The organism is Burkholderia ambifaria AMMD (assembly GCF_000203915.1).
Taxonomy (GTDB): domain Bacteria; phylum Pseudomonadota; class Gammaproteobacteria; order Burkholderiales; family Burkholderiaceae; genus Burkholderia; species Burkholderia ambifaria.
In genome coordinates this window covers 3,204,044-3,229,464 of record NC_008390.1, presented here as the reverse complement: position 1 = coordinate 3,229,464, position 25,421 = coordinate 3,204,044, and the positions used below count along the sequence as shown (strand labels likewise).

The following is a 25,421-nucleotide window of genomic DNA, read 5'->3' as shown; positions in this document are numbered from 1 at the left end:
CATTCGCCTGCGCGCGTGACGCCGTTTCCACCGGCTCATCTACTTCAGCAGGAACCATCGTGAAGAAGAAACCCTTCTACAAAGTGCTCTATGTGCAGGTGATTTTCGCCATCATCGTCGGCGTGATCCTCGGCCACTTCTATCCGGCGCTCGCCACCGACATGAAACCGCTCGGCGACGGCTTCATCAAGCTGATCAAGATGGTGATCGGACCGATCATCTTCTGTACGGTCGTCACCGGCATCGCCGGCATGGAGGACATGAAGAAGGTCGGCCGCGTCGGCGGCAAGGCGCTGCTGTACTTCGAGGTCGTGTCGACCTTCGCGCTGCTGCTGGGCCTGGCGGCCACGCACATCCTGCGTCCGGGCGTCGGCTTCAACATCGATCCGGCGACGCTCGACGGCAAGGCCGTCGCATCGTACGCGGCGAAGGCGCACGGCCAGTCGACGGTCGACTTCCTGCTGCACATCATCCCGAACACGATGGTCGATGCGTTCGCGCAGGGCGAAATCCTGCAGATCCTGCTGATCGCGCTGCTGTTCGGCAGCGTGCTCGCGCACCTCGGCGAGCGCGGCAAGGTCGTGACCGACTTCATCGACGGTCTCACGCGCGTGCTGTTCGGCATCGTGCACATCGTCACGAAGCTGGCGCCGATCGGCGCGTTCGGCGCGATGGCGTTCACGATCGGCAAGTACGGCGTCGGCTCGCTGGTGCCGCTGCTCAAGCTGATCGGCACGTTCTACCTGACGTCGATCGTGTTCGTGCTGGTCGTGCTCGGCACGATCGCGCGCGTCACGGGCTTCTCGATCATCCGCTTCGTGTCCTACATCAAGGAAGAGCTGCTGATCGTGCTCGGCACGAGCTCGTCGGAAGCCGCGCTGCCGCAGCTGATGGAAAAGCTCGAGAAGGCCGGCTGCTCGCGTTCGGTCGTCGGCCTCGTCGTGCCGACCGGGTACTCGTTCAACCTCGACGGCACCAACATCTACATGACGATGGCCGTGCTGTTCATCGCGCAGGCGACCAACATCGAACTGACGTGGATGCAGCAGCTCACGCTGCTCGCGGTCGCGATGCTGACGTCGAAGGGCGCGAGCGGCGTCACGGGCGCGGGCTTCATCACGCTCGCCGCGACGCTCGCCGTCGTGCCGACGATCCCGCTGTCGGGCATGGTGCTGATCCTCGGCATCGACCGCTTCATGAGCGAATGCCGCGCGCTGACCAACATCGTCGGCAACGGTGTCGCAACGGTGGTCGTGTCGGCGTGGGAGAAGGAGCTCGACCGCAACAAGCTGCGCCAGGCGCTGACCGGCGGCGGCGAAGTCAAGACGACCGAGGCGGCCGGCGTCTGACACCATGAGCGAGCAGGCGGCGGTACCGCCCGCGGCGGCCGCGCCGCGCGGCGGCCGGGGCGGCCAGGGCGGTGATGCGGAGCCCTATGACACAATAGGCGATCCGCATCGCCAGGAAGTCACGTCCGTGAAGCGCCGCCTGCTCATCCTCGTCGTGCTTGCCGTCGCGCTCGCGGCGGCGTGCGCGCTGACGTGGACCATCACGTGGCGGCGCGGCGTCGCGGAGCTGCAGCGCAACGCCGCGGTGCGGGTCGACCGCACCACCAACGCGCTCAAGAGCACGCTCGACCGCTACGAATCGCTGCCTTATCTACTCGGCAGCCATCCGTACGTGCAGGACCTGCTCGCCGAGCCGAAGCGCGCCGATTTCACCGGGCGCGCGAACCGCTATCTCGAAGATCTCAACGAACACGCGCACGCGACCGTCACCTACGTGGTCGGCGCGGACGGCCTGTGCGTCGCCGCCAGCAACTGGCGCGCGCCCGACAGCTTCGTCGGGATCGAATACCGCTTCCGTCCGTATTTCATCGACGCGATGAACGGCCGGGTCGGCCGCTTCTTCGGGATCGGCACGATCTCGCGCGACCCCGGCTACTACATCTCGCAGCCGGTGTGGCGCGACGGCAAGATCGCGGGTGTCGTCGTCGTGAAACTCAATCTCGAATGGTTCCAGGGCGCCGACGCGTCCGAACCGCTCGTCGTCGCGGACGATCACGGCGTCGTGTTCCTGTCGTCCGTGCCCGCGTGGAAATACCACACGCTGCATCCGTTGACGGGGCCCGTCGCCGCGTCGATCTACGAGACGCGCCAGTACGCGCAGCAGCCCGTCACGCCGCTGCCGCTGCGCGTCGAGCAGGTGCTCGGCGCGGACGCGGAGATCGTGCGCCTCGGCCCGGGCCTGCGCGCACCGCGCTTTCTGGCGAGCAAGCGGCGGATCGGCGAACCCGACTGGCTGCTCGTCACGCTCGCGCCGATCGCCCCGATCGACGCCGATGCGCGCAACGCGACCATCGTCACGGGCTTCGGCTTCGTGTCGGTGGCGTTGCTCGCGTTCTACTGGCGCATGCGCCGCGCTCGCGTGCGCGAGATGATCCGCGGCCGCGCGCTGCTGCAGCAGGCGTATGCGGAGCTGAACCGGCGCGTCGAGGAACGCACGGCCGATCTGTCGGAGGCAAACGAGCAGTTGCAGAAGGAAGTCGGCGACCGGATCCGCGCGGAACAGGAATTGCGCGCCGCGCACGACGAACTGATCCAGGCGAGCAAGCTCGCCGCGCTCGGCCAGATGGCGGCCGGCATCACGCATGAACTGAACCAGCCGCTCGCGGCATTGCGCAGCTTCTCCGACAACACGCGCGTGCTGCTCGATCGCGGCGAGCAGGCGGCCGCGCGCGAGAACCTCGAGGCGATCGCCGCGCTGACCGAGCGGATGGGCAAGATCACCAACCAGCTGAAACTGTTCGTCGGCCGCGCGAAGCCGCGCAACGAACAGGCGCTGGTCGTGCGCGCGCTGCGCAGCGTGCTGTCGCTGCTCGGCGAACGGCTGCGCGGCGTCGCGCTCACGCTGACGCTGCAGGATGCGACCGTGTCGCCCGCGCAGGATGCGCCGCTCGACCTCGCGCGCGATTACCCGGACCTCGTCGCCCGCTGCGAGGACTTGCGCCTCGAACAGGTGCTGATCAACCTGCTCGGCAACGCGCTCGACGCGGTCGCGGGTGTCGCCGCGCCGGCGATCGAAGTGACGATCGCGGTGTCGGTCGCGACGCTGGCGGTCGAGGTGCGCGACAACGGCCCGGGCATCGCGCCCGACCTGCTGCCGCGCTTGTTCGAACCGTTCTTCACGACCAAGGAAATGGGGCGCGGGCTCGGGCTCGGCCTCGCGATCTCGTCGTCGATCGCGAGCGACGCGGGCGGCGCGCTGACCGCGCGCAACGCGCCGTCCGGCGGCGCGCTGTTCGTCTTGACGCTGCGGCGCACGCGCACGCATCATCCGGACTCCCTGTCCGAGCCGGCGGGCTCGCGCTAGGGCCCGTTCGCCGCACGACCGGCATCAACGAGAGCCGCGCGCTTCCCGCCGCGCGGCGTGTCAGGAGCAAGTGACTACGATGGCCAACCGGCTGCAAGTGATCTATATCGAAGACGATGCGCTCGTTCGCCGGGCGAGCGTGCAGAGCCTCCAGCTCGCGGGGTTCGACGTCGTCGGGTTCGAATCGGCCGAGGCGGCCGACAAGGCGATCGTCGCGGAAACCGCCGGCGTGATCGTCAGCGACATCCGGCTGCCCGGCGCGAGCGGGCTCGACCTGCTCGCGCAGTGCCGCGAGCGCGTGCCCGACGTGCCGGTGATCCTCGTCACCGGCCACGGCGACATCTCGATGGCCGTGCAGGCGATGCGCGACGGCGCGTACGACTTCATCGAAAAGCCGTTCGCGGCCGAACGGCTGATCGAGACCGTGCGCCGCGCGCTGGAGCGGCGCGAACTCGTGCTCGAGAACCATGCGCTGCGGCGCGAGCTGGCCGGGCAGAACATCGTCGCGCCGCGCATCATCGGCCGCAGCCCGGCGATCGAACAGGTGCGCAAGCTGATCGCGAACGTCGCGCCCACCGACGCCTCGGTGCTGATCAACGGCGACACCGGCGCCGGCAAGGAGCTGATCGCGCGCAGCCTGCACGAGCTGTCGCCGCGGCGCGACAAGCCGTTCATCGCGGTGAACTGCGGCGCGCTGCCCGAGCCGATGTTCGAGTCGGAGATGTTCGGCTACGAGCCCGGCGCGTTCACGGGTGCCGCGAAGCGCCGCGTCGGCAAGCTCGAATATGCGTCCGGCGGCACGCTGTTCCTCGACGAAATCGAAAGCATGCCGCTCGCGCTGCAGGTGAAGCTGCTGCGCGTGCTGCAGGACGGCGTGCTCGAGCGGCTCGGCTCGAACCAGCCGATCCGCGTGAACTGCCGCGTCGTCGCGGCCGCGAAGGGCGACATGAGCGAGCTCGTCGCCGCCGGCACGTTCCGGCGCGACCTGCTGTACCGGCTCAACGTCGTGACGATCGCACTGCCGCCGCTCGCCGAGCGCCGCGAGGACATCGTGCCGCTGTTCGAGCACTTCATGCTCGACGCGGCCGTGCGCTACGGGCGGCCGGCCCCCGTGCTGACCGACCGGCAGCGCGCGAGCCTGATGCAGCGCGACTGGCCCGGCAACGTGCGCGAGCTGCGCAACGCGGCGGACCGCTTCGTGCTCGGCGTCGCCGACATGCCGCAGGATGCGGGCGCGAGCGGCGACGATGCCGAGAGCGACCAGACGCTGAAGGAGCGCATCGAGCAGTTCGAGCGCGCGGTGATTGCGCAGGCGCTGAACCAGACGGGCGGCGCGGTCGCGGCGACGGCCGACCGGCTGCATGTCGGCAAGGCGACGCTGTACGAGAAGATGAAGCGCTACGGGCTGTCGGCGAAAGGCGAAACCGAGCGCTGAAAAACGAACGGACCGCAGTGCGGTCCGTTGTGCGGAGCAGGGCTGCGTGCGCCCTGCGAGCGGGGAATCAGATGGCGGCGCTCAGGCCGCGTTGCCGTCGAGCGCCTTCTTGAGCAGCGCGTCGAGTTCCGCGAACTGCGGTGCGCCGACGTAGCGCTTCAGGATCTTGCCGTTCTTGTCGACGACGAAGGTCGTCGGCGTGAGCTGCACGTTGCCGAACTGCTTCGCGACGCTGCCGTCGTCGAGCGCGACCTTGAACGGCAGCTGGCGCGTCTGCGCATAGTTCGCGACGTACATCGGCGGATCGTAATTCATCGCGACCGCGACGAATTCCAGCCCCTGACCCTTGAAGCGATTGTAGGTCTCGACCATCTGCGGCATTTCCTGCATGCAGGTCGCGCAGCTCGTCGCCCAGAAATTGACGAGATAGACCTTGCCCTTCAGGTCGCCGGCCGTCGACACCTTCTGGCCCGACAGCAGCGTGAACGTCGCGTCCGGCACGCTGGACTTGCCGTTGAACGCAAAGAAGCCGGCAACGGCGATGGCCGCGACGACGACGGCCGCCACGATATAGCGGGCGGGGCCGGTGCGGCGCTGGGCGGGAGGCGTGGTGTTCATCTGGTGCTCTCGGAGTCGGTCGATGACGCGGATCGATGCAAAGGACGTCGAAATTCGGCGCTCATTTTAGCGCGAATGCGCGGTACGCACCGGCGGCGGCCACTAATCCGCGGTGTCGGCCTTCGCGGATAATGAGCGTTTTGCCTGCTCGATCCCTGCCATGCCGAAGGAAGTCATCGATTCGTTGCGCCCCCTTTTTCGTCCGCTGCGACACTTCGCCGCGCTCGCGTGCGTGAGCGCGGCGCTGACTGCGTGCTCGCCCTCCTATGACTGGCGCACGCTGCACAACGACGCCGGCTATACGATCGACCTGCCGGCGAAGCCGACCGTCGAGGACCACCCGATAGCGGTGGGCGGCGCATCGATGCCGATGCGGATGCAGGCCGCGCACGTCGACGGCGCGGTGTTCGCGGTCGGCACGCTGACGCTGCCCGATGACCGCGACGACACGCGCCGCGCGGCGCTCGAGTTCCTGCGCGCCGGGCTGTCGCGCAATCTCGAAGGCGCGCCGCGGACGGCCTCGGTGCCGGTGCCGCTCGCGGCCGGCGGTGCGGTGAACGGGCTCGAGCTGCGGGTCGCGGGCGCGGCCAGCGGCGGCGACCACGCGCAGAAGACGATCGTCGCGCGGCTCGTGGCGCGCGGCCGGCATGCGTATCAGGCCGTCGTGATCGCCGACGGGCCGCTCGCGCAGGAACAGCTCGACCAGTTTTTCGGCTCGTTCAAACTGGACTGACACCGGCCGGCGAGGGCGCTCTGACACGTTGTGATAACTGAAAGTTCATTCGCAGCTTTCGACGCTAATCTCCGGATTTTGCGGGGATTTTTCAGCTATCCACAGCGCATGTGGATAACTTTGTTGAAAAGTTGGGCGAATCGCGCGCAAAGCCGCGCCGGACGGCCTTCCGGTGCATTCGGCGACTTCCGCGCCCTTTAAGAAAAATCAATAGAAACAAGGGGATACGGATTTCGCGATAGCAAGGCGCTCGCGAGCGGCGATCCGGGGCCAGATTCGCTAAATTGTGCATAAGTCAAGTCTTGACAGCCGGATTTTGTCCCCCGAGGGCGCTCACAGCGCCGTGAGCGCGCGCCGGTAGCGGATCGCCTCGGCGATCTGCGCGGCCGTCGGCAACGGGTCGCCGGCCAGGTCGGCGATCGTCCGCGCGACCTTCAGCACGCGGAAATACGCGCGCGCCGACCAGCCGAAGCGCTCCCCCGCCTCGCGCAGCAGCCGCTCGCCGTCGTCGGTCGGGCGGCACAGGTCGTCGGTCTCGCGGCCGCTCAGCATGTGATTCGTCTTGCCCTGCCGCTCGAACTGCAGCGCACGCGCCTGGGCGACCCGCGCAGCGACCGTGGCGCTCGATTCGCCGTGCGCGGTCGCGCGCGCGGCGAGTTCGGCCGGCGACAGCGCGGGCAGGTCGATCTGGATGTCGATCCGGTCGAGCAGCGGCCCCGACAGCTTGCGCAGGTAGCGTGAGGCGACGTCCGGCGAGCAGCGGCAGCGCCCGGACGGATCGCCGTGCCAGCCGCACGGGCACGGATTCATCGCGGCGATCAACTGGCACGCGGCGGGGAAATCGGCCTGCTGCGCCGCGCGCGAGATCGTGATGCGGCCGACTTCCAGCGGCTCGCGCAGCATTTCCAGCACGTGCCGGTCGAATTCGGGCAACTCGTCGAGAAACAGCACGCCGAGGTGCGCGAGCGTGATCTCGCCCGGCTGCGGTGGGTTGCGGCCGCCAACCAATGCAGCGGCGCTCGACGAATGATGCGGCGAGCGGAACGGCCGCCGCCGCCACTGCGCGGGCGAGAAGCCGAGGCGGCTCGCGGAAAGGAGCGCGGCCGACGTCAGCGCCTCGTCGTCGGTCAGCGGCGGCAGGAGGCCCGGCAGCCGCGCGGCCAGCATCGACTTGCCGGCGCCGGGCGGCCCGATCATCAGCATGTGGTGTCCGCCCGCGGCGGCCACTTCGAGCGCGCGCCGGGCGCCGCGCTGGCCGATGACGTCCGCGAGATCGGGGGCGGCCGGCGCCGGCTCGCCGTCGAGGCAGGGCGCCGCGACCGGCGCGAGCCGCGCGTCCGGCGCACCGGCGAGGTGCGCGCACAGCGCGGGCAGGTCGGGCGCGCCGAACACCGTGACGCCCGGCACCAGCGCGGCCTCGGCGGCGCTGTCGAGCGGCAGGTACAGCTCGGGCGGGCGCGACGCGGCCGGCGGGCCGGCCGCTGGGTCGGACATCGCGTCGGGCCGGGCGCCGGAACCGACGCTTGATCCGGTTTCACCCGCGCGCCAGTCGCGTGCCGCGCCGCACGCCATCGCGAACGCGCCGCGCATCGGCCGCAGCGCGCCGGTCAGCGACAGCTCGCCCGCGAATTCGCGGCCGGCCAGCGCGTCGGCCGGGATCTGGCCGTTCGCGGCGAGGATGCCGAGCGCGATCGGCAGGTCGAAGCGGCCGGACTCCTTCGGCAGGTCGGCCGGTGCGAGGTTGACCGTGATGCGGCGCACGGGGAATTCGAATCCGCAGTTCTGCAGCGCGGCGCGCACGCGCTCGCGGCTTTCGCGGACTTCGAGATCGGGCAGGCCGACGATCGAGAACGACGGCAACCCGTTGGCAAGATGGACTTCGACGGTGACGTCCGGCGCGCGGCCGGCCGCCGGCGCGCGACTGCGCACCACGGCGAGCGACATGGCGAGGCTCCTGTAAATGAAACGGACGGGCAACGGCCGTTCAGGGCCGCATGCCGCGGGAATCGGAGGAATCGGTGCGCGCTTGCCGGCGTGGCGCGAGAAAGAACGAGGAACGACGAACTGCGAAGAGCGAGGAACTGCGAAGAGCGGGGGACTGCGAAGAACGACGAAACGGCTTGCTGACTGTCCGACTGGCGGGGGGCGGGCGCGGGCCGCACGAGGCGGCCCGCGCCCGGACCGGTCGGTCAGGGGGCGTCAGGCCTGGGGCGCTGCGAGCTTCTGCTCGAGTTCCGCGACGCGCTTTTCGAGTTCCTCGAGACGCACGCGGGTACGGGCGAGCACCTGTGCCTGCGTGTCGAACTCCTCGCGCGTGACGAGATCGAGCTTCGAGAAGCCTTGCGACAGCATGGCCTTCACGTTGCGCTCGACATCCTTGGCCGGCGAGTTTTTCAGCAGGTCGCTGACGCGCGACTGCAGGTCGTTGAAAACATCGCTGGGTTGCTTCATGAGATATCCCTTCCTTGCACAAAAAATGTGCATCTTCAGTTGCGTACGTGCCCATGATGCACGCATGACCGGAAATGGTGCGCCGCTGGCGCGAATTCCGGGCATGGCGCCCGCATGGGTGAATGGCCCGGTGAACCGGGACGTGCGTGCACTCTAGCAACGATCCTTTCGACGCGCCAGCAAACCGGGCCCACGTTGACCGTTCGGCCGGGCTTCCACACCTTTCAACGGGTGATGCGTCCCCTTTTAGGAGCCGTTCGAGACGGTCCTCGCGCAAACATGGCATGCGAGTTGCTGGGAAGAGACCGTCACACCATTCCAACCAATTCGACGGGACCACCCAGCGAGAGGACTTCATGAAACTGATTACCGCAATCATCAAGCCGTTCAAGCTCGATGAGACGCGCGAAGCGCTCTCCGCGCTCGGCGTCTCGGGCATCACGGTGACGGAGGTGAAGGGCTTCGGGCGCCAGAAAGGGCACACCGAGCTGTACCGCGGCGCCGAATACGTGGTCGACTTCCTGCCGAAGATGAAGATCGAGGCGGCCGTGTCCGACGATCTCGTCGACCAGGCGGTGGAAGCGATCGAGCGGGCCGCGCGCACCGGCAAGATCGGCGATGGGAAGATCTTCGTCACGCCGATCGAGCAGGTGATCCGGATCCGGACCGGGGAGACCGGCGCAGACGCGCTGTAACAGACAAAGACAAGCAACAAGAGGAAACCCGAGATGCGCAAACTTCTGATGTCCCTGCTGATGGCAGGCTCGCTGATCGCGGCCGGTGTCGGCCCCGCGCTCGCGGACGACGCGGCCTCGGCCGCGGCTGCGTCCGCGCCCGCCGCAATGGCGTCCGATGCAACGGCAGCCGCTTCGGCCGCCACCGAGGCATCGGCGCCTGCCGCTGCTGCCGCCCCCGCGTCGGCCGCCGACGCATCGGCTGCCGCGGCTGCGTCCGCGCCGGCCGCACCCGCCGCGCCGACCGCGCCGTTCTCCGTCGATTCGTCGAAGATCAGCGCCGGCGACACCGCGTGGATGCTGACGTCCACCGCGCTCGTGCTGTTCATGACGATCCCCGGCCTCGCGCTGTTCTACGCGGGCATGGTCCGCAAGAAGAACGTGCTCGCGACCGTGATGCAGAGCTTCGCGATCACCGCGCTGATCACGGTGCTGTGGACGGTGGTCGGCTACAGCCTCGCGTTCACGCCGGGCAACGGCTTCATCGGCGGCCTGTCGCGCGTGTTCCTGCACGGGATGACCTACGTGAAGGGCGACAAGGCGACCACGCTGACCGTCAGCCACCTGGCGACGACGATTCCGGAATCGGTCTACTTCGTCTACCAGATGACGTTCGCGATCATCACGCCGGCGCTGATCTGCGGCGCGTTCGCCGACCGGATGAAGTTCTCGGCGATGCTCGTGTTCATGACGCTCTGGTCGCTGATCGTCTACGTGCCGATCGCGCACATGGTGTGGGAGCCGACCGGCTGGCTGTCGGCGGACGGCGTGCTCGACTTCGCGGGCGGCACGGTGGTGCACATCAACGCCGGTATCGCGGGCCTCGTGTCGTGCCTGATGCTCGGCAAGCGCGTCGGCTTCGGCCGTGAATCGATGGCGCCGCACAACCTCGTGCTGACGATGATCGGCGGCTCGATGCTGTGGGTCGGCTGGTTCGGCTTCAACGCGGGTTCGGCAGTTGCGGCCGATGGCCGTGCCGGCTTCGCGATGCTGACGACGCAAATCGCGACGGCCTGCGCGGCGCTCGGCTGGATGTTCGCCGAGTGGCTCACGCACGGCAAGCCGTCGGTGCTCGGCATCGTGTCGGGCGCGGTCGCGGGTCTCGTCGCGATCACGCCGGCGGCCGGCTTCGTCGGTGTACCGGGTGCGCTCGTGATCGGCATCGCCGCCGGCGTCGTGTGCTACTGGTCGGCGACGTGGCTCAAGTCGAAGCTCGGCTACGACGATTCGCTCGACGCGTTCGGCGTGCACGGCGTGGGCGGGGTGCTCGGCGCACTGCTGACCGGCGTGTTCGCGGTGAAGGACATCGGCGGTTTCGACGGCAGCCTGCTGCTGCAGGCGAAGGGCGTGCTGATCACGCTGGTGTACAGCGGCGTGCTGAGCTTCGTGCTGCTGAAACTGATCGACCTGACGATCGGCCTGCGCGTGAGCGAAGAGGAAGAGCGCGAAGGCCTCGACGTGGTGCTGCACGGCGAGCACGTCGAATAAGTCGTACGGATGACGGCGGGCCGCCGCGCAGACGGCGCCCGCCACGAATGAGCGCAGCGACTTCGGCCCGCCCCACCCGGCGGGCGTTTTTTTCTCCTGCGTCGTGCCGCCGCAGCGCATAACCCTTCGACCTATCGGGTCAATAGCCGAAAACTTCCTCCAAATCCTTGTGAAGCCGGGAACAATCCCCAAATGGGCAAAGCAATTGCTCTACAATCTTCATTCTCCCGCTCGCGAGTGATTCATGGTTCCCCACCTCGTTACCGCGTTGAACGGTCCGCTGCTCGAACTCGAGCAGAAGATCCTCGACGCGACGCCTGCGATCGAACGCTGGTTCAGGCTCGAATGGCAGGAACACACCCCGCCGTTCTATTGTTCGGTGGACCTGCGCAACGCCGGCTTCAAGCTGGCGCCCGTCGACGCGAACCTGTTCCCCGGCGCATTCAATAATCTGCCGTCCGAAGTGCTGCCGCTCGCCGTCCAGGCCGCGATGGCCGCGATCGAGAAGATCTGCCCGGACGCGAAGAACCTGCTCGTGATCCCCGAGCTGCCGACCCGCAACGCGTTCTACCTCGAAAACGTCGCGCGGCTCGCGACGATCATGCGCCAGGCCGGCCTGAACGTGCGCTTCGGCTCGCTCGATCCGAGCATCACCGACATGACGCCGATCACGCTGGCCGACGGCCAGAAGATCGTGCTCGAGCCGCTCGAGCGTTCGCAGCGCCGCCTCGGCCTGAAGAATTTCGATCCGTGCTCGATCCTGCTGAACAACGACCTGTCGGCCGGGATTCCCGCCGTGCTGGAAAACCTGCACGAGCAGTACCTGCTGCCGCCGCTGCACGCGGGCTGGGCCGTGCGTCGCAAGTCGACGCACTTCTCGTGCTACGACGACGTCGCGAAGAAGTTCGCGAAGATGGTCGGCGTCGATCCGTGGATGGTGAATCCGTATTTCGCGCATGTCGAAGGCGTCGACTGGCAGGCGCATGAAGGCGAGCAGGCGCTCGCCGACGCGATCGACGGCGTGCTGAAGAAGATCGCGCGCAAGTATCGCGAATACGGGATCAGCGAAAAGCCGTACGTCGTCGTGAAGGCCGACGCCGGCACTGCCGGGCGCGGCGTGATGACCGTGCACGACGCGGCCGAGATCGGCCGGATGTCGAAGGCCGAGCGCACGCAGATGGCCGAGTCGAAGGCCGGCCTCGCGGTGCGCGACGTGATCGTGCAGGAAGGCGTCTATACGTTCGAGCGCGTCGGCGACGAAGTCGCGGAACCGGTCGTGTACATGATCGACCGCTACGTGGTCGGCGGCTTCTACCGCACGCACGGCGGCCGCGAGCGCGACCAGAACCTGAACGCGCCGGGCATGCACTACGTGCCGCTCGGCTTCGAGCACACCGCGCTGCCGGATGCCGGCGCCAAGCCGGGCGCCGCGCCGCCGAACCGTTTCTACATGTACGGCGTCGTCGCGCGCCTGTCGCTGATCGCGTCGTCGATCGAACTGGAAAAGACCGATCCCGAAGCCATCCAGGTGTAACGGCTTCGCTACGTACAGGACCCGCATGGACATTCTCTTTATCGCCGACCCGCTCGAGCGCTTCAAGATCTACAAGGATTCGACCTACGCGATGATGGCGGAGGCCGCGCGGCGCGGGCATGCGATCTACACATGCCAGCCGCACCAGCTCGCGTGGACGGGCTCGGGCGTCGAGGCGGACGTGCAGCGCGTGACGATCGTCGGCGACACGACCGACCTGCATCGCCATCCGTGGTACGAGGCAGGCGCCCACGAATCGCGTCAGATGACGTCGTTCGGCGCGGTGCTGATGCGCAAGGATCCGCCGTTCGACATGGAGTACGTGACGGCGACCTGGATGCTCGAGCTGGCCGAGCGGGCAGGCGCACGCGTGTTCAACAAGCCTCAGTCGATCCGCGATCACTCGGAGAAGCTCGCGATCGGCGAGTTTCCGCAGTTCGTCGCGCCGACGCTCGTCACGCGCGACGCCGCGCGCTTGCGGGCGTTCCACGCCGCGCACGGCGACGTGATCGTGAAGCCGCTCGACGGGATGGGCGGGATGGGTGTGTTCCGCGTGAAGGCCGACGGGATGAATCTCGGCGCGATCATCGAGATGCTCGGTCATGACGGCACGCGCTCGCTGATGATTCAGAAGTTCATCCCCGAGATCACGGCCGGCGACAAGCGCATCCTGCTGATCGCGGGCGAGCCGGTGCCGTATTCGCTCGCGCGGATCCCGCAGGGCAGCGAGGTGCGCGGCAATCTCGCCGCGGGCGGGCTGGGCGTCGCGCAGCCGCTGACGCCGCACGACCGCGAGATCGCCGAGACGCTCGGGCCGGTGCTCGCCGCGCGCGGGCTACTGCTGGTCGGGCTCGACGCGATCGGCGACTGGTTGACCGAGGTGAACGTGACGAGCCCGACGTGCTTCCGCGAAATCATGGAGCAGACGGGTTTCGACGTCGCCGCGATGTTCATCGACGCGCTGGAGCGGGCGGCCGCGTAGCCCGCTTCGCGCGCAATTCCGGCGGCGGACGCGCAGGCCCCCCGTCGCCGGAGCCGTTCGACCGGCCTGCTACAATGCCCGCTTGCCCGGTGCCGCGACCAGCGCGCCGAAGGCCCGGCGGTCGGGCCGAAACCGTTGCAAGGCTGAACATGAAACGATTCCCATACTCGCTATGCTCGTGGCCCCGCCGCGGGGCGTCGGGCCGCCAGGGGCGGCCGGAGGCGGTCTGACATGGCCGGGATTCTGATCATCGCGCACGCGCCGCTCGCCACCGCGTTGCGGGACTGCATCGCGCACATCTACGGCGGCGTGCCCGCGCGCATCGGCTGTATCGACGTGCTGGCGGACAGCGACCCCACCCAGGTGATGGCGTTCGCGCACGCGGAGCTCGCGCGGCTCAGGGAAGAGAACGGCGTCGTCGTGCTGACCGACATGTACGGCGCGACGCCCGCGAACATCGCGGGCCAGCTCGCGAAGCTCGATAACGTGCGCGTGCTGGCGGGCGTGAACCTGCCGATGCTGGTGCGGGCCGTCTGCTACCGTACCGTGCCGCTCGACAAGCTCGTCGACAAGGCGCTGTCCGGCGGCGCGAAGGGCGTCCATGAAGTGGCGGCCGGCACGCCGCCGCCGCCGACCGAAGCCGGCTGCGGCCAGTGCGCGCCGATTCCGCCCGAGCCGCAACCGCGCACCGAATCGCACTGAGCGCCCGTTTTCCCGTTTTAGACCGAGCCGCCGACGCACGTCGCCGGCGGCCTCGACCGACCCGACCGAGAATCATGCTTCAACAAGAAACCACCATCGTCAACAAATTGGGGCTCCATGCACGCGCATCGGCCAAGCTTACGCAACTGGCCGGCAACTTCCAGTCGGAAGTCTGGATGACGCGCAACGGGCGCAAGATCAACGCGAAAAGCATCATGGGCGTGATGATGCTCGCGGCGGGCATCGGCAGTTCGGTGACGATCGAGACCGAAGGTCCCGACGAGCGCGAAGCGATGGATGCGCTGCTCAAGCTGATCGCGGACAAATTCGGCGAAGGTCAGTGATCCCCGCGCGGGATCGTTGCCGTTTCCGAGCAGAATGCCGCGTTTTCCGCGGCATTTTTTTCGTCCCGAGCATTGGTGCGGAACGCACAATGCTGCGGTGCATGCAGCCAGCATGGAGGGACGGAATTTATAATCGCTACCCGGGGTCATAAGCGCATCGCAGCGGTGTGCCGCGGCTTTACTTGTACAGAGGAGGTGCGCGTGTCCTTCACGCTGCATGGCATTCCCGTCTCACGTGGTATCGCGATCGGGCGAGCGTATCTGATCGCGCCGGCGGCGCTCGACGTCGCCCATTACCTGATCGAGGCGAACCAGATCGACGCCGAGGTCGAGCGTTTTCGCACGGCGCGCGAAGTCGTGCATCGCGAACTCAACGCGCTGCGCGCCGACCTGACCGACGACACCCCGAGCGAAGTGGGCGCGTTCATCGACGTGCACACGATGATCCTGAGCGACGCGATGCTCGTGCAGGAAACCATCGATCTGGTGCGCACGCGCCGCTACAACGTCGAATGGGCGCTGACCGAGCAACTCGAGCTGCTCACGCGCCATTTCGACGACATCGAGGATGAATACCTGCGCGAGCGCAAGGCCGACATCGAACAGGTGGTCGAGCGCGTGCTGAAGGCGCTCGCCGGCGCGCCGTCCGCGTCGCAGGCGCTCGATCGCGCGGCCGCGCGCGGCCAGAACGAGATGATCGTCGTCGCGCACGACATCGCGCCGGCCGACATGATGCAGTTCAAGTCGCAGTCGTTCCAGGCGTTCGTCACCGATCTCGGCGGCCGCACGTCGCACACGGCGATCGTCGCGCGCAGCCTCGGCATTCCGGCCGCGGTCGGCGTCCAGCATGCGAGTGCGCTGATCCGCCAGGACGACCTGATCATCGTCGATGGCGACCAGGGGATCGTGATCGTCGATCCCGCGCCGATCGTCCTCGAGGAATATTCGTACCGCCAGTCCGAGAAGCTGCTCGAGCAGCGCAAGCTGCAGCGCCTGAAGTTCTCGCCGACGCAAACGTTGTGCGGCACCAAGATCGAGCTGTACGCGAACATCGAGCTGCCCGACGACGCGAAGGCCGCGGTCGAGGCCGGCGCGGTCGGCGTCGGGCTGTTCCGCTCCGAGTTCCTGTTCATGCATCAGAAGGAGATGCCGGAAGAGGAGGAGCAGTTCGCCGCGTACAAGCGTGCGGTCGAGTGGATGAAGGGCATGCCGGTGACGATCCGCACGATCGACGTCGGCGCGGACAAGCCGCTCGAGGCGCTCGACGAAGGCTACGAGACGGCGCCGAACCCCGCGCTCGGCCTGCGTGCGATCCGCTGGAGCCTGTCCGAGCCGCAGATGTTCCTCACGCAGCTGCGCGCGATCCTGCGCGCGTCCGCGTTCGGGCAGGTGAAGATCCTGATCCCGATGCTCGCGCACGCGCAGGAAATCGACCAGACGCTCGACCTGATCCGCGAGGCGAAGCGCCAGCTCGACGACGCGGGGCTCGCGTACGACCCGAACGTGCGCATCGGCGCGATGATCGAGATCCCGGCCGCGGCGATCGCGCTGCCGCTGTTCCTGAAACGCTTCGACTTCCTGTCGATCGGCACCAACGACCTGATCCAGTACACGCTCGCGATCGACCGTGCGGACAACGCGGTCGCGCACCTGTACGACCCGCTGCATCCGGCGGTGCTGCACCTGATCTCCTATACGCTGCGCGAAGCGAAGCGCGCGGGCGTATCGGTGTCGGTGTGCGGGGAGATGGCGGGCGATCCGACGCTCACGCGCCTGTTGCTCGGGATGGGGCTCACCGAGTTCTCGATGCATCCGAGCCAGTTGCTGGTCGTGAAGCAGGAGATCCTGCGCGCGCATCTGAAGGCGCTCGAGAAGCCGACGGCCGACGTGCTGGCCGCGTTCGAGCCCGAGGAAGTGCAGGCGGCGCTCAAGCGGCTGGCGGTCGCGGAGCCGCGCGCGGACGACGCGGCCGCCTAGGCGACGCGGGGCCGCGCCGTGAAACCGCCGCGAAAGTAGCGAAACGTCACGGTCATGCATGCGGCCCGTTCGGCGCATGCATCGCGCGCGTCAGTGCCGGCCCTGGCACACGGGGCAGTCGGCCTGGCGCGCGATCTTCATCGTCGTCCATTCCATCCGCAGCGAATCGAGCATCATCAGCCGGCCGTTGAGCGTCGTGCCGATCGCGCCGATCACGCGCAGCGCTTCGGCGGCCTGCATCGCGCCGATGATCCCGACCGTCGGCGCGAACACGCCCATCGTCGCGCACGCGACTTCCTCGAACGGCTGGTCTTCCGGAAACACGCACGCGTAGCAGGGCGCGGCCGGGTCGCGGAAGTCGAACGTGCTGATCTGGCCGTCGAAGCGCAGCGCGGCGCCCGACACGAGCGGCACGCCGTGCGCGACGCACGCGCGGTTGATCGCATGGCGTGTCGCGAAGTTGTCGGTGCAGTCGAGCACGACGCCCGCCCGCGGCACGTGTTCGTCGAGCCACGCATCGTCGACGCGCGCCGCGACCGCATGCACGGTCACTTCCGGGTTCAGCCGCGCGAGCGTGTCGCGCCCCGATTCGACCTTGCTGCGCCCGACGGAGGCCGTCGCGTGCAGGATCTGCCGCTGCAGGTTCGTGAGATCGACCGTGTCGGCGTCGACCAGCGTGATCGTGCCGACGCCGGAGGCCGCCAGATACATCGCGGCCGGCGAGCCGAGCCCGCCCGCGCCGACGACGAGCGCATGCGCGTCGAGGAAGCGCTGCTGCGCCTCGATGCCGATTTCGTCGACGAGGATGTGGCGGGAGTAGCGAAGGAGTTGATCGTCGTTCATGGGAGTCGTGAGCGAGGCGGCGGACGTAGCGTTATTTTAGGCGCGCATGAAAAACGGGCCATCGCGGTCTTCCCGCGATGGCCCGTCGGATGCCGGCCGGCGCTTACTGCGGTGCCGACGCGGGCTTCGGTGCGGCGGCCTTCGCGCCCGACGCCTTCGCGGGCGTCGCGGCCTTGGTGGCCGGGCTCTTCGTCGTGCTCTCGGCGAGGCGCGACTTCGATTCCTGCACCGGCTTGCCTTCGAGCTTGTTGAGCGCCTGCTGCATCATGAAGTCGTCGGCGCTGCCGAACTCGATCGGCTTGCGATCGCGGTCCTTCTGGCGCTGCTCCGGCGTCTTCTTGTCGTTCTGCTCTTCGAGGACGCGCAGCTGATCCATCCGGCGCTGCTCGCGCTCTTCCTGTTCCTTCTTCTCGTTCGGATCCTGCGTGTTCGCGAGGTGGTTCGTATAGTCGACCTCGCGCGTCACGAGCACGTCGTCCGGATCGCCGTCCGCGTACTGATCGACCGGCACGTCGGGCGTGATGCCCTTGTTCTGGATCGAACGGCCGCTCGGCGTGTAGTAGTAGGCGGTCGTCAGGCGCAGCGCGGTGTCGGCCGTCATCGGACGAACCGTCTGCACCGAGCCCTTGCCGAACGTCGTCTTGCCCATGATCTGCGCGCGCTTCGCATCCTGCAGCGCGCCGGCGACGATTTCCGACGCGGACGCCGAATACGCGTTCGTCAGCACGATCATCGGCACGGTCTTGAAGACCGGCGGCAGGTTCTTCAGCGGATCGCCGTCGAAGGACGGCAGGCGGTAGTTGTCGTAGGTGTCGCGGTAGACCTGCTTCGAATCCGGGATCTGACCGTTGGTCGACACGACGACGGAGTCGGGCGGCAGGAACGCGCCGGCGACGCCGACCGCGCTCTGCAGCAGGCCGCCGCCGTTGTTGCGCAGGTCGACGATCAGGCCCTTCAGGTTCGGCTGCTGGCGCGCGATGTCCTGCAGCTTCGCGGCGAGATCGGGCGTCGTGCGCTCCTGGAAGCTCGTGATCCGGATGTACGCGTAGCCCGGGTCGAGCAGCTTCATCTTCACGCTCTGCACGCGGATGACCGCGCGCGTGACCGTAATCGGGAACGTGCGGTCGTCGCTCTTGCGGAAGATCGTCAGCGTGACCTTGGTGCCCGGCTCGCCGCGCATCTGCTTGACGGCCTTGTCGAGCGTCATGCCGCGCACCGGCTTGTCGTTGATGCGCGTGATCAGGTCGCCCGGACGGATGCCGGCGCGGAACGCGGGGGTGTCCTCGATCGGCGAGATCACCTTGACGAGGCCGTCTTCCTGCGAGATCTCGATGCCGAGACCCGCGAAGCGACCCTTGGTCTGCTCCTGCAGCTCGTCATAGTCGGTCTTGTCGAGGAACGACGAATGCGGGTCGAGGCTCGACACCATGCCCTTGATCGCCGCCGTCAGCAGCTTCTTGTCGTCGACCGGCTCGACGTACTCGCGCTTGATCTGGCCGAACACTTCCGCGAACAGGCGGAGCTGGTCGAGGGGAAGCGGCGCAGTGGCGGTCTGCTCGGCCGACGCCGAAACCTGCAGCGTGGCGAACACGCCCGTGGCGAGGCCCGCGGCAATCAGGCCGATGTTCTTCAATTTCATTCGCATAGAGAGTCTGGTGCGGTCGGGAAGCGCGTGGCGGTAGCGGGGATGTAGCGGACAAGTATAACTGTTCGTCCGAATACTCAGTGGAACGCTGCGGAAATGGTCCAGGCGCGGCGGTCCCGAGGCCCCGGCCCCCGGGCCCTGGCCGGGTGCCGCCGGACGCGCAGCGGATTCGAAAGCGGATTCGACAGCACAGGGGCCGCGAAGGTTCGCGCCGCCGCGCGCGCGGGCGGGCCCCGAACAGGCCGCGCGACGCGGCCCGCCCGGCGTGACGGGTGTCAGCCCGCCTTGCCCTGCTTCGCGACGGCGGCCTGCGCCTTCGCGATCGCGTCCTGGTCGCCGAGGTAGTAGTGCTGGATCGGCTTCAGGTCTTCGTCGAGTTCATACACGAGCGGCACGCCGTTCGGGATGTTCAGGCCGACGATGTCGCTGTCCGAAATGCCGTCGAGGTACTTGATCAGCGCGCGCAGCGAGTTGCCGTGCGCGGCGATCAGCACCTGCTTGCCCGAGCGGACGGCCGGCGCGATCGATTCGTTCCACAGCGGCAGCACGCGCGCGACCGTGTCCTTCAGGCACTCGGTGAGCGGCAGCTGTTCGCGCGGCACCTTCGCGTAGCGCGGGTCGTTGAACGGCGCGCGCTCGTCGGTCGGCTCGAGTGCGGGCGGCGGCGTGTCGTAGCTGCGGCGCCACACGAGCACCTGGTCGTCGCCGAACTTGGCGGCCGTTTCCGCCTTGTTCAGGCCCGACAGCGCGCCGTAGTGGCGCTCGTTCAGGCGCCACGAGTGGACGACCGGCAGGTACATCAGGTCCATCCGGTCCTGCACGTGCCACAGCGTGCGGATCGCGCGCTTGAGCACCGACGTGTACGCGATGTCGAACGTGTAGCCGGCCTCCTTGAGCAATTCGCCGGCCTGGTAGGCCTCGTTGCGACCCTGTTCGGTCAGGTCGACGTCGACCCAGCCGGTGAAGCGGTTTTCCTTGTTCCACGTCGATTCGCCGTGGCGGATGAGAACGAGTTTGTACATGGATCTTGCGGTCGGTAGTGATAGGGAAGCGGGGCGCGTCGCGCGGTACCCGGCCCGGGTCCGCCATCGCGCAAGACGGTTATTTTATAATGGCCGGATTGTCCTTTTCCGATTTCTCTTTTTCCGGCGGATTTCCGTGACGTTCTTCACCGATTACACGAACCTGGCCCTTATCGCGATCCTGCTGGTTTCCGGCGGCCTGCTTGCATGGCCCGCGCTGCGTCGCGGCCGCGGCGGCCTGTCGGCCGCGGAGGCGACGCAGCTCATCAATCGCCGCAACGCGGTCGTGATCGACCTGCGGGCGGCGACCGACTTCGCTGCCGGCCACCTGCCGTCGGCGCGCCAGGTCGCCGCCGGCGAGATCGGCGCGAAAATTGCGCAGGTCGCTAAAAACAAGAGCACCCCGGTGCTGCTCGTCTGCCAGAACGGCCAGCAGTCGCAGAAGGCGGCGCGCGAGGTCCAGGCGGCGGGCTATGCCGAGGTGCACGTGCTCGAGGGCGGCGTCGCCGCGTGGCAGCAGGCCGGGATGCCGGTCGTCAAACAAGGAGTCGCGAAGTGAGCAAGGTATTGATGTACAGCACGCAGGTGTGTCCGTATTGCATTCAGGCCGAGCGCCTGCTGAAGCTGCGCGGCGTCGAGCAGATCGAGAAGGTGCTGATCGACCGCGATCCGGCCCGCCGTGACGAAATGATGACGCGCACGGGCCGCCGCACGGTGCCGCAGATCTATATCGGCGAGACCCACGTCGGCGGTTACGACGATCTGTCGAAGCTCGACCGCGAAGGCGGCCTCTTGCCGCTTCTGCAAGCAGCCTGATTAGGGCAGAATGGCCGCCGGCCGCGCCGCGGCTTGGGCGCACAGGATTCAACCGAGGCGGCCGGCGCGAAGCCGGGCCGCCCCGTCACCACTTTTAGGGAAACACCATGTCCGACGTCGAAAATCAACCGTTCTTCAACATCCAGCGCGTCTACCTGAAGGATATGTCGCTCGAGCAGCCGAATTCGCCGGCGATCTTCCTCGAGCAGGACATGCCGTCGGTTGAAGTCGAAGTCGACGTGAAGGCCGAGCGCCTGGCGGAAAGCGTGTTCGAAGTCGTCGTGTCGGGCACCGTCACCGCGAAGGTGAAGGACAAGGTCGCATTCCTGATCGAAGCGAAGCAGGCCGGCATTTTCGACATTCGCAACATTCCCGATGAACAGCTCGACCCGCTCGTCGGCATCGCCTGCCCGACGATCCTGTTCCCGTACCTGCGCTCGAACATCGCCGACGCGATCACGCGTGCGGGCTTCCCGCCGATCCATCTGGCGGAAATCAACTTCCAGGCGCTGTACGAGCAGCGTCTCGCGCAGCTTCAGCAGCAGGCCGGCGCAGCAGGTGCGCCGAATGGCACGACGCTGAACTGACGTTTCACTCCGGACCGGTGCTGGGTATGAAAGTAGCCGTTCTCGGCGCCGGTGCCTGGGGCACCGCGCTCGCGGGCCATCTGGCCGCGCGGCACGATACGCTTCTCTGGGCGCGCGACGCCGCGCTGATCGCCGGGCTGCAGGCCCGGCACGAAAATTCCCGCTATCTGGACGGCATCGCGCTGCCCGATGCGCTGCGCTACGACGCCGATCTCGGCGCCGCGCTCGCGCACGGCGCCGCGGACGACGCGCTGTGCGTGATCGCCGCGCCGGTGGCCGGCCTGCGCACGCTGTTCGGCGCGATGCGCGACGCGGGCTGCGTGCCCGCGCATGTCGTGTGGGTCTGCAAGGGTTTCGAGGCCGATACGCATCTGCTGCCGCATCAGGTGATCGCGGCCGAACTGCCGGGGCAGCACAGCAATGGCGTGCTGTCGGGGCCGAGTTTCGCCCGCGAGGTCGGGCTTGCGCTGCCCGTCGCGCTGACGGTCGCGAGCACGTCCGCCGAATGCCGCGAGCGCACGCTCGCCGCATTCCATCACGGCGCGATGCGGATCTACACGGGTGACGACGTGGTCGGCGTCGAGGTCGGCGGCGCGGTGAAGAACGTGCTGGCGATCGCGACGGGCATCGCCGACGGGCTCGGGCTCGGGCTGAACGCGCGTGCCGCGCTGGTCACGCGCGGCCTCGCGGAAATGTCGCGCCTCGGCGTCGCGCTCGGCGGCCGCGCGGAAACCTTCACGGGCCTCACGGGCCTCGGCGACCTGATCCTCACCGCGACGGGCGACCTGTCGCGCAATCGCACGGTCGGCCTGCAACTGGCGGCCGGCCGCTCGCTGAACGACATCCTCGGTGCGCTCGGCCACGTGGCCGAAGGCGTGCGCTGCGCGCAGGCCGTGCTCGCGCTCGCGCGCGCGCAATCGATCGAAATGCCGATCACCGAAGCCGTGTGCGGCGTGCTGTTCGACGGCGTCGCACCGCGCGATGCGGTCAGCGGCCTGCTGCGGCGCGACGCGCGCGCCGAATAACAGCGACGAAACCCATCGATTTCTTGCGGCCGCGCGTGCTCGCGCAAAGCGGGCGGCGCCAAAGCGCACTACGCTTGAACAGTCTCCGGCATTTCGGGAGGGTGTCATGCTTCGGATCGGTTCCACCACGCTCGACGCGCAACGCGTCGACATCACGACGCTCGACGTCGACGCGATCGTCAACGCCGCGAACGGTTCGCTGCTCGGCGGCGGCGGTGTCGACGGCGCGATTCATCGCGCGGCCGGCCCCGGCTTGCTGGCCGAGTGCCGCACGCTCGGCGGCTGCGCGACCGGCGACGCGAAACTCACGCGCGGCCACGGGCTGCCGGCGCGGTACGTGATTCATGCGGTCGGCCCGGTATGGCACGGCGGTGGGCGCGGCGAGCCCGATCTGCTCGCCGCGTGCTACCGGCGCGCGATCGAGCTGGCCGAGGAGGTTGCGGCGACATCGATCGCATTCCCGGCGATCAGCTGCGGCATATACCGCTATCCGGCCGACGAGGCCGTCGACATCGCGGTCGGCACGGTCGTCGACATGCTGCCGCAGGCGCCGAACCTCGCACGCGTGGTGTTCGCGTGTTTTTCATCCGACATCTACGACCTGTATCGCGCGCGGCTCGCGCGCAGCTAGCGCGGGCGGCCGGGCGGGGCTGGGCGTGTCACGCGCCGCCTTCGAAGCCGGCCTGGCGCCACGCCTCGAACACGACCACCGCGACCGTGTTCGACAGGTTCAGGCTGCGATTGCCCGGGCGCATCGGCAGGCGCACGCGCTGTTCGTTCGGGAAGCGCTCGAGCACGTCGGCCGGCAGGCCGCGCGTTTCCGAGCCGAACACGAACCAGTCGCCCGGCACGAACGCGTGGTCGTGGAAGCGGCCCGAACCGCGGGTCGTGAACGCGAACATGCGCGCGGGATCGGGCGCTTCGGCCGCGACGAACGCGTCCCAGTCGCGGTGCACGCGCATTTCCGCGTACTCGTGATAGTCGAGGCCGGCGCGGCGCATCTTCGCGTCGTCGAGCGGAAAGCCGAGCGGCTCGATCAGGTGCAGGCGCGCGCCGGTGTTGGCGCACAGGCGGATCACGTTGCCGGTGTTCGGCGGAATTTCGGGCGCGACGAGGATGACGTTGAACATGGTTGGGTCTGGCTGGGCCGGCCGGGGCGGCGCAACGTGCACGCGATCCCTGCCGGCCGGTTCGTGATGGCCGTCGCCGCGTGCGGGCGGCCGGCCTCTCTATCTAATTAATCCCTGGCGGTGCGCAGCGCAACCAGATTCGTCACGCGCGCGGCGCCCGCCGCCTTCAATGCCTGCGCGGCGGCCGCGAGCGTCGCGCCGGACGTCATCACGTCGTCGACGAGCGCCACGTGGCGGCCGGCGAGATCGTCCGTCACCGCGAACGCCGCGATCACGTTGTCGCGCCGCGCGCGCCGGTCGAGCCGCGACTGCGGCGCGGTTTCGGTCACGCGCGCGAGCAGTGCCGCGTCGGCGCGCACGCCGAGCCGGCGCGCGAGCGGACGCGCGATCGCCCATGCCTGGTTGTAGCCGCGCGCGACGAGCCGTCCGTGCGACAGCGGCACCGGCGCGATCACGTCGAAGCCGCCCGCCGTGCGCAGCGCGTCCGTGTCGTCGATCCGCTGCGCGAGCCGGGCCGCGAATTCCGCGCCGAGCGCGAGCCGCGCATGAAACTTCAGCCCGCGCGCGAGCCCGTCGAGCGGCGCGCGGTAATCGGCGAGCGCGAGCGTCGCGTCGAACGGCGGCGGTGTCGCGCGGCATGCATCGCACCGGTAGGCGAACGAAGCCGCGACGCCGGCGTGCCGGCCACGCGATCCGCGCGGTCGCGGCCGCCCGCTGCCGAGCGGCACCGCGCAGACGTCGCAGCGCAGTCGTGCTTCATTCCAGTACGCGGCGTCGCAGGCGCTGCAAATCACCGCGTGTGACAAATTGCCGCACAGTGCGCACCGATTCGGCAACGCGAGCGCGACGACGCGCACGGCGAGCGCACGAACCCGCGACAAAACGACGCGCATCTGGCGCGAGGCGAAACGGCGATCCATTCGCGAAGACTCCTGGGGGCCCCGTCTCGCTGAAGGCCGCGAGGCGAGCGAGTATACTTCGGGCTCTTCGCCAGTGTGCCCGACATGTCCCCAGCTTCGACTTCAACCGGCCGTCCGGCCAATGACGCCCGGCGTTTGCGGCGGATCTTCGATCGCCGCGCCGCCGCGTTCGACGCGGTCGCGTTCCTGCCGCGCGAGATCGCGCAGCGGATGAACGAGCGCCTCGAATACATCAAGGTGAGCCCGGTGGCCGTGCTCGATGCGGGCTGCGGCGCGGGCGACGATCTGCCGGCGCTGCGCGCGCGCTTTCCCGAAGCCCCGGTGTTCGGCGTCGACCTGTCCGGCGCGATGCTCGCGCGGGCGGGGCAGCGCGAGGTCGAGCAGACGAGCTGGCGCCGCTGGCTGCCCGCGTCGCTCGGCCGGGCACTGGGCCAGCGCGGCCCGCGCGTCGCGCACGCCGACTTCTCGGCGCTGCCGTTCGCGGCCGGCGCGTTCGACCTGATCTGGTCGAATCTCGCGCTGCACTGGCATTCGCGTCCCGACACGGTGTTCCCCGAATGGCAGCGCGTGCTGCGCGTGAACGGCCTGCTGATGTTCAGCACGCTCGGCCCCGACACGTTGCGCGAGCTGCGCGCGGCCTGCGCGGACGCCGAAGCGGCGCTCGGCATCGCGCCGCCCGCGGCGCGCGTGATCGATTTCGTCGACATGCACGACCTCGGCGACATGCTCGTCGAGAGCGGCTTCGAGATTCCGGTGATGGACCAGGAAGTGCTCACCGTCACGTACAAGACACCCGATTCCCTGCTGGCCGACGTGCGCCGCTGGGGCGCCTATCCGTTCGAGCGCGCGGCGCCGCAGCGCGCGACGCGGCGCTTTCGCGCGGCGCTCGGCGACGCGCTGGAAGCGCGCCGGCGCGCGGACGGCACCATTCCGCTCACGTTCGAGGTGATCTACGGCCACGCGTGGAAGGCCGTGCCGCGCACGACTGCCGAGGGGCACGGGATCGTGCGCATCGAAGATATCGGCAAGGGGCGTCCGAAGAATCGGTAAAGCGGTAAAGAGG

General features: G+C 68.4%; 25 protein-coding genes. 17 read left to right on the top strand and 8 right to left on the bottom strand.

The genetic code is table 11. From position 1 onward, the window contains the following. Positions 1 to 59: 59 nt before the first annotated feature. The 3 genes from BAMB_RS14800 (at position 60) to BAMB_RS14790 (ending at position 4,807) form a co-directional block, all read left to right on the top strand. Positions 60 to 1,349 (top strand): dicarboxylate/amino acid:cation symporter, encoded by a 1,290-nt coding sequence (locus tag BAMB_RS14800; protein WP_011658021.1) that lies wholly within the window; start codon positions 60 to 62, stop codon positions 1,347 to 1,349. Between the two features lie 4 nt (positions 1,350 to 1,353). After that, entirely contained in the window at positions 1,354 to 3,372 is a 2,019-nt protein-coding gene (locus BAMB_RS14795) for a sensor histidine kinase (protein WP_011658020.1), read from the top strand. Positions 3,373 to 3,451: 79 nt separating this feature from the next. Beyond that, on the top strand, positions 3,452 to 4,807 hold the full coding sequence (locus tag BAMB_RS14790; RefSeq protein WP_011658019.1) for a sigma-54-dependent transcriptional regulator: 1,356 nt from the start codon (positions 3,452 to 3,454) through the stop codon (positions 4,805 to 4,807). A gap of 81 nt (positions 4,808 to 4,888) precedes the next feature. Here the strand turns inward: BAMB_RS14790 and BAMB_RS14785 are convergent, their stop codons facing one another. Further along, positions 4,889 to 5,425: a TlpA disulfide reductase family protein gene (locus tag BAMB_RS14785; protein ID WP_006754800.1), complete on the bottom strand. Its 537-nt coding sequence runs from the start codon at positions 5,423 to 5,425 to the stop codon at positions 4,889 to 4,891. 160 nt (positions 5,426 to 5,585) lie between these two features. Here BAMB_RS14785 and BAMB_RS14780 point away from each other — a divergent pair, with 160 nt between their 5' ends. After that, positions 5,586 to 6,158, top strand: coding sequence for a hypothetical protein (locus BAMB_RS14780; RefSeq protein WP_011658018.1), 573 nt, complete (start codon positions 5,586 to 5,588; stop codon positions 6,156 to 6,158). Between the two features lie 333 nt (positions 6,159 to 6,491). On the opposite strand, the gene BAMB_RS14775 is transcribed toward BAMB_RS14780, so the two are convergent. Together BAMB_RS14775 and BAMB_RS14770 are read right to left on the bottom strand one after the other, a co-directional pair. Beyond that, entirely contained in the window at positions 6,492 to 8,102 is a 1,611-nt protein-coding gene (locus BAMB_RS14775) for a YifB family Mg chelatase-like AAA ATPase (RefSeq protein ID WP_011658017.1), read from the bottom strand. Positions 8,103 to 8,357: 255 nt separating this feature from the next. Beyond that, on the bottom strand, positions 8,358 to 8,609 hold the full coding sequence (locus tag BAMB_RS14770; RefSeq protein ID WP_006489451.1) for an accessory factor UbiK family protein: 252 nt from the start codon (positions 8,607 to 8,609) through the stop codon (positions 8,358 to 8,360). A 356-nt stretch (positions 8,610 to 8,965) separates the two neighbouring features. Between BAMB_RS14770 and BAMB_RS14765 the strand changes: the two genes are divergently transcribed. The 7 genes from BAMB_RS14765 (at position 8,966) to ptsP (ending at position 16,370) form a co-directional block, all read left to right on the top strand. After that, on the top strand, positions 8,966 to 9,304 hold the full coding sequence (locus tag BAMB_RS14765) for a P-II family nitrogen regulator (RefSeq protein WP_006398175.1): 339 nt from the start codon (positions 8,966 to 8,968) through the stop codon (positions 9,302 to 9,304). Between the two features lie 33 nt (positions 9,305 to 9,337). Beyond that, positions 9,338 to 10,831 (top strand): ammonium transporter, encoded by a 1,494-nt coding sequence (locus tag BAMB_RS14760; protein WP_011658016.1) that lies wholly within the window; start codon positions 9,338 to 9,340, stop codon positions 10,829 to 10,831. Positions 10,832 to 11,075: 244 nt separating this feature from the next. After that, a complete protein-coding gene (gene gshA, locus BAMB_RS14755) occupies positions 11,076 to 12,365 on the top strand; it encodes a glutamate--cysteine ligase (protein ID WP_006752078.1) in 1,290 nt (429 codons plus the stop codon). 25 nt (positions 12,366 to 12,390) lie between these two features. Continuing rightward, positions 12,391 to 13,347 (top strand): glutathione synthase, encoded by a 957-nt coding sequence (gshB, locus tag BAMB_RS14750; protein WP_011658015.1) that lies wholly within the window; start codon positions 12,391 to 12,393, stop codon positions 13,345 to 13,347. A 231-nt stretch (positions 13,348 to 13,578) separates the two neighbouring features. Beyond that, a complete protein-coding gene (locus tag BAMB_RS14745) occupies positions 13,579 to 14,049 on the top strand; it encodes a PTS sugar transporter subunit IIA (RefSeq protein ID WP_006752076.1) in 471 nt (156 codons plus the stop codon). Positions 14,050 to 14,123: 74 nt separating this feature from the next. Further along, positions 14,124 to 14,393, top strand: coding sequence for an HPr family phosphocarrier protein (locus tag BAMB_RS14740; RefSeq protein ID WP_006752075.1), 270 nt, complete (start codon positions 14,124 to 14,126; stop codon positions 14,391 to 14,393). A gap of 201 nt (positions 14,394 to 14,594) precedes the next feature. Continuing rightward, the gene (ptsP, locus tag BAMB_RS14735) at positions 14,595 to 16,370 is read left to right on the top strand and encodes a phosphoenolpyruvate--protein phosphotransferase (protein ID WP_012364778.1); all 1,776 of its coding nucleotides are present in this window, start codon (positions 14,595 to 14,597) and stop codon (positions 16,368 to 16,370) included. A gap of 90 nt (positions 16,371 to 16,460) precedes the next feature. Here ptsP and BAMB_RS14730 read toward each other — a convergent pair whose 3' ends face one another. From BAMB_RS14730 to gpmA, 3 genes are all read right to left on the bottom strand, one after another. After that, entirely contained in the window at positions 16,461 to 17,213 is a 753-nt protein-coding gene (locus BAMB_RS14730; RefSeq protein ID WP_011658013.1) for a HesA/MoeB/ThiF family protein, read from the bottom strand. Between the two features lie 103 nt (positions 17,214 to 17,316). Beyond that, positions 17,317 to 18,858 (bottom strand): S41 family peptidase, encoded by a 1,542-nt coding sequence (locus tag BAMB_RS14725; protein ID WP_011658012.1) that lies wholly within the window; start codon positions 18,856 to 18,858, stop codon positions 17,317 to 17,319. Positions 18,859 to 19,133: 275 nt separating this feature from the next. Further along, positions 19,134 to 19,880, bottom strand: coding sequence for a 2,3-diphosphoglycerate-dependent phosphoglycerate mutase (gpmA, locus tag BAMB_RS14720; RefSeq protein ID WP_011658011.1), 747 nt, complete (start codon positions 19,878 to 19,880; stop codon positions 19,134 to 19,136). A 136-nt stretch (positions 19,881 to 20,016) separates the two neighbouring features. Here gpmA and BAMB_RS14715 point away from each other — a divergent pair, with 136 nt between their 5' ends. From BAMB_RS14715 to BAMB_RS14695, 5 genes are all read left to right on the top strand, one after another. Then, positions 20,017 to 20,439 carry a rhodanese-like domain-containing protein gene (locus tag BAMB_RS14715; RefSeq protein WP_011658010.1) on the top strand — a complete coding sequence of 141 codons (423 nt, stop codon included), beginning with the start codon at positions 20,017 to 20,019 and terminating at the stop codon, positions 20,437 to 20,439. After that, positions 20,436 to 20,696: a glutaredoxin 3 gene (gene grxC / locus BAMB_RS14710; RefSeq protein ID WP_011658009.1), complete on the top strand. Its 261-nt coding sequence runs from the start codon at positions 20,436 to 20,438 to the stop codon at positions 20,694 to 20,696. Before BAMB_RS14715 ends, grxC begins: the two co-directional genes overlap by 4 nt. Before the next feature lie 107 nt (positions 20,697 to 20,803). Further along, positions 20,804 to 21,283 carry a protein-export chaperone SecB gene (secB, locus tag BAMB_RS14705; protein ID WP_011658008.1) on the top strand — a complete coding sequence of 160 codons (480 nt, stop codon included), beginning with the start codon at positions 20,804 to 20,806 and terminating at the stop codon, positions 21,281 to 21,283. 26 nt (positions 21,284 to 21,309) lie between these two features. Beyond that, positions 21,310 to 22,308, top strand: a complete 999-nt coding sequence (locus BAMB_RS14700; protein ID WP_006752067.1) for an NAD(P)H-dependent glycerol-3-phosphate dehydrogenase — start codon at positions 21,310 to 21,312, stop codon at positions 22,306 to 22,308. Positions 22,309 to 22,414: 106 nt separating this feature from the next. Beyond that, on the top strand, positions 22,415 to 22,939 hold the full coding sequence (locus BAMB_RS14695) for an O-acetyl-ADP-ribose deacetylase (protein ID WP_011658007.1): 525 nt from the start codon (positions 22,415 to 22,417) through the stop codon (positions 22,937 to 22,939). 28 nt (positions 22,940 to 22,967) lie between these two features. On the opposite strand, the gene trmL is transcribed toward BAMB_RS14695, so the two are convergent. Together trmL and BAMB_RS14685 are read right to left on the bottom strand one after the other, a co-directional pair. Continuing rightward, on the bottom strand, positions 22,968 to 23,438 hold the full coding sequence (trmL, locus tag BAMB_RS14690) for a tRNA (uridine(34)/cytosine(34)/5-carboxymethylaminomethyluridine(34)-2'-O)-methyltransferase TrmL (RefSeq protein WP_006752065.1): 471 nt from the start codon (positions 23,436 to 23,438) through the stop codon (positions 22,968 to 22,970). Positions 23,439 to 23,545: 107 nt separating this feature from the next. Next, positions 23,546 to 24,358, bottom strand: coding sequence for a ComF family protein (locus tag BAMB_RS14685; protein WP_011658005.1), 813 nt, complete (start codon positions 24,356 to 24,358; stop codon positions 23,546 to 23,548). An 84-nt stretch (positions 24,359 to 24,442) separates the two neighbouring features. Between BAMB_RS14685 and BAMB_RS14680 the strand changes: the two genes are divergently transcribed. After that, positions 24,443 to 25,408 carry a methyltransferase domain-containing protein gene (locus BAMB_RS14680; protein WP_011658004.1) on the top strand — a complete coding sequence of 322 codons (966 nt, stop codon included), beginning with the start codon at positions 24,443 to 24,445 and terminating at the stop codon, positions 25,406 to 25,408. The last annotated feature ends 13 nt before the right edge of the window (positions 25,409 to 25,421 follow it).